The following is an 8232-nucleotide window of genomic DNA, read 5'->3' on the forward strand; positions in this document are numbered from 1 at the left end:
AATCGGTCCATGCGGACACTCTGGCTCACGCATGTGCTTCTTGTTACTTAAGGGTGGCTCTCGATGGAAGTTGTACGACTGCACAGTCCCTGAAAAATTAAAGTGGCTGCAGGGCTATCATTGGCTCGGGATGTCAAACTACAGGACCAGGTTTTTCCAGTCGCCAGACGATCAGCCCGTCCGAGCGAAACTATTCGGGATAGGCAGCGCCGGGTGCAACATCATCGAAGGAGTGGCATATCCAACAGTGGCATTCTCGACTTCGAGTGCCGACCTGGCCAGGTCGCACGCGGAAAGGAAGGTTCTCATAGGACAGGACAGGTTGATCGGAGTCTCCGATTCGGATCCAGACATTGTCAGGCGCCTCCCATCTGTAGTCGGTCATGAACTGTTGGACGTGTTCAACAACACGGAGCTCGCTTTCCTGATGTGCGGCCTAGGCGGAACCACCGGTAGCCTTGGTGCGAAGATGTTCTCTTCTATCGCGAAAGCAAAGGGGGCGATGGGAGTAGTCTTCGCGGCGACGCCGTTCTCGGCAGAGAGCTTCAGAAGGAGAGAGGTGGCGTCAAAGACATTGAACGACCTTGAAAAGAGCTGTGCGTTATGCGTGGAGTTCGACAACGACAAGCTATCTTCCTTGGCGCCGAACCTGCCGCTCTCAAGGGCATTCGGTATCCTGAACGGTATCATGCTGAGGCCAGTGATGGATCTTTCGAAGACAATGGCTAGGACCGATCTGAGCGTTTTCAAGCAGATCGTCGGGGATGCCACCTATGGGAGATTCGGGCTGGGGCTAGCCCGAGGAGACGATCGTGTCGAGAGGGTTGTTGATGAGGCGATGAGCTCACCATGGTTCGACTACGACCTGAATGAAGCGACCGCCGCCGTGACCGTCTATTCCGCTGCCGATCCTTGGGACAAAGAGATGGACAAGATACTTGCCGGTATTGAGCAGAAGTTGCCCGGAGCAAGGACACTCTGGGGCATGTATGCGGACCCATCCCTTGGCGAAAGAATTCGACTTAGCATCTTGCTCTGCAGAAAGAGATGACGGGGACGGCTCCTTCCCGTACAGAGAATAAAATATACGAAATTATAATATTAATTATTGAATTTTACGGTAGTTTATGAAGGCAACCGGAAACCACTATCTATTGCTAGGCATATTGGGGGGCCTGAGGGCGGAAGAACGAAAGTGGTTCAGCTCGGATGTGGAATAACAGGGCTAGTGTGTGCGGAACAACTCGAAAGGAACCCCAAAGTGGTTGAGCTGGTCCTTGCTGATGCAAAGACCGATGCCGCCGAGGCAATGGCCGCTAGGATCAAGAGCGGAAAGATCTCCACGGCGAAGGTGGACGGGACGGATCCCAGGGATCTTAGAAGGTTATTGAAAGGAAAGGACATAGTCGTGAGCTCAATGCCTTGGCAGTTGAACAGACAGGTTCTGGACACTGCCATCGACCTGGGGATAGACTATGTGGATTTCTGCCTTCCTGTGGAATCGATGGAGGACTTCGAGAAAGTCAGATCAGAGTGCAGGGATGCCGGCATCACGGCTCTCACCTCCACAGGGGAGGATCCTGGCATCTCCGATGTCTTCGCAGTCCACGGAGCAAGCAAGTTGGACGTGGCTGAAGAGGCGCACGTTAAAGATGGCGATAGTGGTGTCGCGGAGGGCTACGACTTTTTCTCGCTGTGGTCCCCCATAGATCTTCTAGAGGAAGTGACCGTCCCCGCGGCCGTTTTCAAGAACGGGGAGATGACCTATGTACCTCCGCTAAGTCGCCGGGAGGTCTATGATTTCCCGCCACCCCTTGGTCCGCTTCCCGTGTACCAAACGAATCATGAGGAGACTTACCTGATGCCGAGGTTCATCAAAGGTCTCAGGCACGCCGATTTCCAGATAGCAATAGACGACAACTTCGCGAAGACCGCAAACATGCTCAGGAAGATAGGTCTCCATAGCCTGAAGGAGGTCGATGTCAAGGGCGTCAAAGTGAGACCGTTGGACGTCGTGGTCGCTCTTATGCCTCGGCCGGTGGACTTGGCCGGGAAGGTCAAGGGGTACGCCTGCATATTGGTCGAAGTCGTCGGGCTAAAGGGACATGAGAGGACGAAGGTCAAGACCTGGACCATGATGTCCCATGAGAAGGCATTTGAACTCTGCGGAAGCAACGCCACGGGCTACCTTGTCGGAGTGGGCGGAGCTGTCGCGACAGAGATGCTGATTGCGGGTGAGGTGCGAGAGAAGGGCCTGGTCGTCCCGGAACAACTGCCTCCAGACAAGTTCATCGCTCGCCTCCCATCGAAGGGTCTCGTCGTGAAGCAAGAGATTGTCAGAATGTGATCGAACACTGACTGGGAGAGGCTACTCACTCCATCCCAACCCTACTCTCGCTTCCTGCCTCGACTGCGTGTTGGAGCCAAGTCCAGATGCTCTTGTTCATCAGGCCGGCTCACGTGTGAGGGCTCGTCTTCCCAGCGAACACCCGTAGCGCATCCTCCTCAAGGAAATGGAGCTTTCCGGGCACGACGATTGTATGTAGGGGAGGTCCGAAGTCGGTGGATAGGAGGTCGCCCAGAATGCCGGCCCTGACCACGCAGTCTCGCGATCCCGCCCTCGCAACGGCGCATACCAGAGTGCCCTCCGAAATGATTCCACGTCCCACGCGCCTCTCCATGTCCAGAAGCAGATGCAGCCCCTCATTGGCCGTCATGTATCGCGAGTTCTCGGCATCAATGTCGAGGAGAACAAGCGTGTGAAGGTCCCTGGACAAGTTCTCATCAATGACATCGTAAGGGCTTGTTGGCGAATAGCCCTCCTGTGGGAACGGCAGCGTCGTTGTCCTGCCGAACTTGTAGTGCTGCAGGCCGAGGAGTCCAGGAACCGCGGTCAACACCGACGCACCATGAACGACATGTGTCTCTATCCCTGCCTCGGCTGCTCTCAAGCGGAGGTCTACGTGTGTCGTGGCAGTCATGGGGTCTCCGACGATGAGCAGGACGACTCTCTTGTTCTCGCTCGCCTCCAAGATTCTCTTACCGTCCTCGACAGCCGCCCGGTCAAGGAGCTCGATCCTTTTTCCGGACCTCTTTGCGAGTCTGTCTAGTGATCCCTCGGACAACGCAGATGTGTAGACTTCCGCAAGGACGAGGTCTGCGGAAAGGATCTCCTTTAGGCCCCTCTCGCTGACACCGTCCTCATCATGAAGGCCCAGGCCTACGAACACCAGCACGCCTTTCCTCGTCATCGGTCTGTGAATCCTCAATCCGAATGAAGTAACCTTCCATGGGCCCGGGCTCCGATTGCATTATCTATCGAATAGGTTGATTTGCTTGTTCGATGGACTCCCTTTGCCTAGTGGTTCCGAAGAAGAAGGCCGAACCCGTTCGGCGCAGACTCCTCGAGAAGAGCATTCTGCGAAGGGATCTTCAGATCCGCTCAGATGCGAAGAACGTCTACCTGCCCATATCACAGAGGATCGACCTCGGATACCCTGTCGAGACGGCGGGTTTCAAGGAGGTCGAGGAGCAGGTGACCGACTACCGGGTGCTCGTGGACGTTCCAGAGGAGCTCAGACCACTGCTTCCGTCATCCTATGACACGCTCGGTTCCATCGCGCTGGTCAAGATGGCCGATGAGGTGGCGCCGTATGCCCCTCAAATCGGCAAAGCCATCATCGCGACTCAGAAGTCAATAAAGACCGTTTGCATGGATTCTGGGATCGTGGATGAATTCAGGACCAGGAACGTGAAAATAGTTGCCGGGGATAAGACGACGGAGACCGTCCATAGAGAGTACGGAATGACCTTCAGGATGGACGTAGCCAAGGTCTTTTTCTCTCCCAGGCTGGCCACTGAGAGGGAGATCGTCGCCAGACAGGTTGAAGCGGGCGAGGTAGTCATCGACATGTTCGCGGGCATCGGACCGTTTTCAGTACTAATTGCCAAGACCCGCTCTCCCAAGGTCGTTTACGCCATTGACCTGAACCCGGAGGCGCTCAGATTCATGAAGGAGAACATCGCGCTCAACAAGGCGGTGGCTGTAACTCCGATCCTGGGCGATGCGAGGGAGGAGATTGCCAAGCTGGAGAAGGCGGACAGGATAATCATGAATCTACCGCATGATGCGAGCGGATTCGTCGCTGACGCGCTCAGGGCCCTGAAGCCTGGCGGGTCAATCCATTATTACGAGATCATGGAGGACGCAGCACTACAACCGAGACTCGACGAGATCGCAGATACGGCAAGAAGAGAGGGAAGGGTCGTGAAGGAGCTGGCTAGGAGGAAGGTCAAGAGCTACTCCCCAACCATGACCTTCTACGGCCTGGATCTGCAGTTCCTCTGATTTACTCTGCCTTCTACCGGTTCTTTGCGTACCTATTTAGGATATCGACTGCGAAGCCAGTGATCCACTGGTCCTTCTGAGCATGGGGTCTATCAGATTGCCACCAGAAACCATCTGTGTGTCTGACGTTCAGAAGCCATCGAATAGGCTTCTCCATCCGCTCGTCGCTTGGACCATAGCCGAGGATAGTCAGCAAATACAGAGCGCTGATGCCGTTACCGGGATAGGGCGGGTACTTGAGCTGGGTCCAATTCTTCTCCGAATGATAGTAAGCCTCGTGCGGGTTCTTCTTGAAGAACCTGTCGAGGAAGAAGTCCGCGCCCTTCAGGAGCTCTCTTCTACGGCGGTACTCGCTGCCCCGGGCAAGACCGCGAACAACCATCATGGTTGTCCAGATGCAGCTCGGGACATCCCTGAATCCTCGCGGGTCGGACTTTGGAGTGTCGCCGTTACGCACCAGTTGCATGAAATCGTTCACCTTCATGTGCCTGTACTCTGGCAAGTACTTGACATCTTCAAGGTACGGAATCACCCAACCACCGTCATGCCTCTGGATGCTCAGAAGCCAGTCAGCCAGTTTCTTCACTCTGGGGTCGTCCTCCATTCCATAGATGAGGAGGTTCCTCAAGGCGTATCCGTTGTAGTGGGGGAGCGGAAAGAGGTCGTGTTTTGGACCCAGGATGTACCCTTCCTTCTTCTGCCAGCTGAGGATCTTCTCGAGGGCAGCGGAGATGTGACCTTCACTCCTGCTCGTATAGCAGTCCTCCAGCAATTGGAGGTTCCTGAGCATTGTGATGTATGTCCATCCAACCGGAGGACCGGGGCCAGCATCCTCCTCTGCTTTTCTGGCTTTGGATATCGGCCAGGTCCCGTCCTCCCGCTGAGTCCTAAGGAGTCTCACCTTCGGTGGGTACGTCCGGCACTCAGCGCCGATTCTCTGCACGAGTGGGTCACGTTCATCCTTGCCGAGCGTGTCCACCAACAACCAGTACTTGACTGGCGGGACAGACACCTGCAGCAGTTTCCTGGCAGATTCCTGAACCACTCTGTCTATCTCGGAAAGCAGCATGAACGACAGCGGTGATTGTCTCAGCAGGGGTTATTCTTTGCTTAGCAGTTTCAGTCGATTCGTCTGAATCTGTCCTCAGACACAGGGCTGACCAGCTGGGAAATCTCTCCGTCTCAATCCTTCTTGGGGGACAATGTGATGCCCCTCTGTCCGTGGTAGTTCCCCGACCGTTCTTTGTAGCTTTTTTTCGGGGGCGAGCGCAACTCCTCGAACACTACCTGTGCAAACCTCTCGCCAATCGGGACCTCCACCTCGTCCTTCGAGGCGTTGTATGCGGAAAAAGTCAGGTTACCATTGAATCCAGCATCGATTCTACCAAAAGAAGACAATATGCCCTTGCGGACCCAAGTGGTCCTGATCCAAATCTCGGCCACCAGAGTGAGCGGCAGAACGAGGTATTCCTTGGTGCCGATGACGAACCATGAGTCCCCCGGAACCCTGACGGTCCCGTCCTTGAACCTCTTGTCGATGGAGGGTATCCATATCTCCTCGATTGTCACATCATAGCCATTCGGCGTGAGGTTCTTCTCTGTGTATCCCTCAATCTTGAGATCGCCGTCAGAAAGCATGGCTAGGATATCTGTGTCTGAGAGGACTGCCATCGCACCTACACCTTCTTGCGCCCCTTCTTGGACTCAGCGACAGGCGTGCGCTTCGCCTCCTCCTCTTCCTGGCGCTTGATCTCCTCAGCGACCTGCTCCGCCAGCAATTTGAATCTGGTGAAAGCGGCCTCCCATCTCTCCTCCAGCTCGACCTTGAACGCGTCAGAAAGCGCCTCTGGCCCGGTCAGCTCAATCGAACGGAATCCCTTGCTCTCGAGGAGGTCGTTCACGGGTTGCACGGATCTCGATATCCTCTCCCATTTGAACAGCTGGTCTATCCCTTCGAGTTCCTTCACCAGCTCCCCGAGGAACTCAGTTCCCAGCTTCGCAAGCAGCCGCGTATAGAGGTCCTTGAGCTCATATGCCGAGCCAATCGCCGCCTTCCGCATCGACTCCGCGTATCTGTCCAGCTCCTCGTCCTTCAGTTGCGCAAGCCTCTTGGGGGATGATGCCATTGAGTCCTTGACCTCTGCCATGATTGCAGGCTCAAGGTCGGTCTCCACCCCCCTGATGATTACGATTCCATGCCTCGCAAGCGCAGCCTTTGCCTCTGTGAGGTCTTTCAGTAGTACAGGATCGAGCGAGTAGGACATCCGGGCCATCTTCGACTCATACCTCTGTGAAAGCCGCGACGGTCTTCTTGTCAAGCACCTTTATGAGCTCGATAATCAACTTCACGCAGTTCTCAGCATCGGCCATGCTGAACAGTCCAACGTGCGAGTGGATGTGCCTCGTCGGGACACCGATGACGATGCTCGGACAGCCCGCATTCGCGATGTGGATCACCCCTGCGTCGGTGCCTCCTCTTGCGATCTGCGAGAGTTGGTAAGGTATCTTGCGCTTCGTTGCGGTCTTGATGACAAGGTCCACAAGTCCCTGGTTCGGGATCATCGAGCTGTCATAGGTCGTGACGGAGGGGCCCAACCCCATCTTAGTAGGGGCCTCGTTCGGCTCGATACCTGGAACATCTCCGGAGACGTCGACTTCAAGCGTGAGGCAGACATCAGGTTTCACAACGAAGGCTGTCGTGCGCGCGCCCCTAAGCCCAACTTCCTCCTGCGTCGTCGCGGCCCCGATCACCGTGTTCGGATGCTTGATATTCTTCTCTGCCAGCATCCTGACAACCTCCACCGCGGTCCATGCACCGATCCTGTCATCGAAGGCCTTTCCGATGGCGATGGTGTCAGATCCCTTCCTCTTGCCGTCTTTGAAGATCTTCTTATCCATTGTCGAGAAATGCGAATCCGGGATGACCGGGTTTCCGATCCTGACGCCCATGGCCTTCGCCTCGTCCTCGTTCGAAGCCCCGATGTCGATGAACATCTTCTCTTTCACGACGACCTTCGACCGCTCATCTGCCGGCATCAGGTGAGGCGGCTTCGCTGCGATTACACCGGGCAGGACGCTCTTGTCGGTCTTCACAAGCACCCTCTGGCCCAGCAGAACCTGATCGAACCAACCACCAAGAGGATTGAACGTGAGGAATCCGTGCTTGTTGATGGACGATATTATGAATCCGACCTCGTCGACGTGCCCAGGGAGCAGCACGACCGGGCTGTCAGATGTCCCCCTCTTGCTGAACATCACTGTGCCGAGTTTGTCTGTATAGACCTTGTCGGAGTACCTCGACACGTATTTCTTGACGATCCTTGCAGGTTCCCTTTCGAACCCTGATGGGCCGAAACTGTTGGTCAGCTCTTCGAGGAATTTCATTGCTTGATGGTCTATCACGATATTCACCTTGTTGCGCGCATCTGGTTGACCATAGATAACCCTTGCTGTCCCTGTGTTCTGTAGCAAGTCGGGTGATGAGGAGATCGAGGCGGTTACGCCCTGACCTCCCAGCACTGCATGTAATGGCGGAGTCTTGATAGCGGAAACGCGGTGAGTGAGGTGATGCCAGTCAATGGTGTCGTGTCAAGCCTGGAGTCGTACCTTCGAGTCGACCAAGACTTTCCCAGGCACAGCCGCAGAACGTGCTCGATATGTGGGGGGATACAAGATTCCCGAATGGGCACGGAGTTCGTGTGTGGGTGCGGATGGCACCTAGATAGGCACATCAATGCCAGCCTGAACCTGCTGCAGACAGCCGTCTCCAACGGGATGGCAGGGGGTCTACGGTTCGACCCCGGCGCGTTCCAGCATGACGTGATGATGATCCTATACGAGCCAGCGATGGCCGCACGGTCGGAGCCGAATGGAACGAGTTGCAT

At 55.6% G+C, this 8232-nt stretch carries 9 protein-coding genes; 4 read left to right on the forward strand and 5 right to left on the reverse strand.

The genetic code is table 11. From position 1 onward, the window contains the following. Positions 1-130: 130 nt before the first annotated feature. Entirely contained in the window at positions 131-1051 is a 921-nt protein-coding gene (locus tag KJ653_08565) for a hypothetical protein (GenBank protein ID MBU0685879.1), read from the forward strand. A gap of 177 nt (positions 1052-1228) precedes the next feature. Continuing rightward, complete coding sequence (locus KJ653_08570; GenBank protein ID MBU0685880.1) at positions 1229-2347, forward strand: saccharopine dehydrogenase NADP-binding domain-containing protein; 1119 nt, start codon at positions 1229-1231, stop codon at positions 2345-2347. Between the two features lie 109 nt (positions 2348-2456). Here KJ653_08570 and dph5 read toward each other — a convergent pair whose 3' ends face one another. Further along, positions 2457-3236, reverse strand: a complete 780-nt coding sequence (gene dph5 / locus KJ653_08575; GenBank protein ID MBU0685881.1) for a diphthine synthase — start codon at positions 3234-3236, stop codon at positions 2457-2459. A 107-nt stretch (positions 3237-3343) separates the two neighbouring features. On the opposite strand from dph5, the gene KJ653_08580 reads away from it, so the two are divergent. Then, entirely contained in the window at positions 3344-4348 is a 1005-nt protein-coding gene (locus KJ653_08580; GenBank protein ID MBU0685882.1) for a class I SAM-dependent methyltransferase family protein, read from the forward strand. A 13-nt stretch (positions 4349-4361) separates the two neighbouring features. On the opposite strand, the gene KJ653_08585 is transcribed toward KJ653_08580, so the two are convergent. The 4 genes from KJ653_08585 to KJ653_08600 all read right to left on the reverse strand — a co-directional run bounded on the left by KJ653_08585 (position 4362) and on the right by KJ653_08600 (position 7732). After that, the gene (locus tag KJ653_08585) at positions 4362-5417 is read right to left on the reverse strand and encodes a hypothetical protein (protein ID MBU0685883.1); all 1056 of its coding nucleotides are present in this window, start codon (positions 5415-5417) and stop codon (positions 4362-4364) included. Positions 5418-5530: 113 nt separating this feature from the next. After that, positions 5531-6019: a dCTP deaminase gene (gene dcd, locus KJ653_08590; protein MBU0685884.1), complete on the reverse strand. Its 489-nt coding sequence runs from the start codon at positions 6017-6019 to the stop codon at positions 5531-5533. 5 nt (positions 6020-6024) lie between these two features. After that, positions 6025-6621, reverse strand: a complete 597-nt coding sequence (locus KJ653_08595; protein MBU0685885.1) for a hypothetical protein — start codon at positions 6619-6621, stop codon at positions 6025-6027. 7 nt (positions 6622-6628) lie between these two features. Then, on the reverse strand, positions 6629-7732 hold the full coding sequence (locus KJ653_08600; GenBank protein ID MBU0685886.1) for a M42 family metallopeptidase: 1104 nt from the start codon (positions 7730-7732) through the stop codon (positions 6629-6631). 183 nt (positions 7733-7915) lie between these two features. Here KJ653_08600 and KJ653_08605 point away from each other — a divergent pair. Further along, positions 7916-8232, forward strand: a 317-nt coding sequence (locus tag KJ653_08605; protein MBU0685887.1) for a transposase, incomplete at its 3' end; no start/stop codon positions are given.

This window comes from Candidatus Thermoplasmatota archaeon, from assembly GCA_018814355.1.
In the GTDB taxonomy this organism is placed as follows: domain Archaea; phylum Thermoplasmatota; class Thermoplasmata; order UBA10834; family UBA10834; genus COMBO-56-21.

Excerpts from the sequence above, each read along its gene's own strand:
- KJ653_08565 (MBU0685879.1), top strand. The coding sequence starts at position 131 with ATGTCAAACTACAGGACCAGGTTTTTCCAGTCGCCAGACGATCAGCCC.
- KJ653_08580 (MBU0685882.1), top strand. The coding sequence starts at position 3,344 with ATGGACTCCCTTTGCCTAGTGGTTCCGAAGAAGAAGGCCGAACCCGTT.
- KJ653_08585 (MBU0685883.1), bottom strand. The coding sequence starts at position 5,417 with ATGCTGCTTTCCGAGATAGACAGAGTGGTTCAGGAATCTGCCAGGAAA.
- dcd (MBU0685884.1), bottom strand. The coding sequence starts at position 6,019 with ATGGCAGTCCTCTCAGACACAGATATCCTAGCCATGCTTTCTGACGGC.
- KJ653_08595 (MBU0685885.1), bottom strand. The coding sequence starts at position 6,621 with ATGGCCCGGATGTCCTACTCGCTCGATCCTGTACTACTGAAAGACCTC.
- KJ653_08600 (MBU0685886.1), bottom strand. The coding sequence starts at position 7,732 with ATGAAATTCCTCGAAGAGCTGACCAACAGTTTCGGCCCATCAGGGTTC.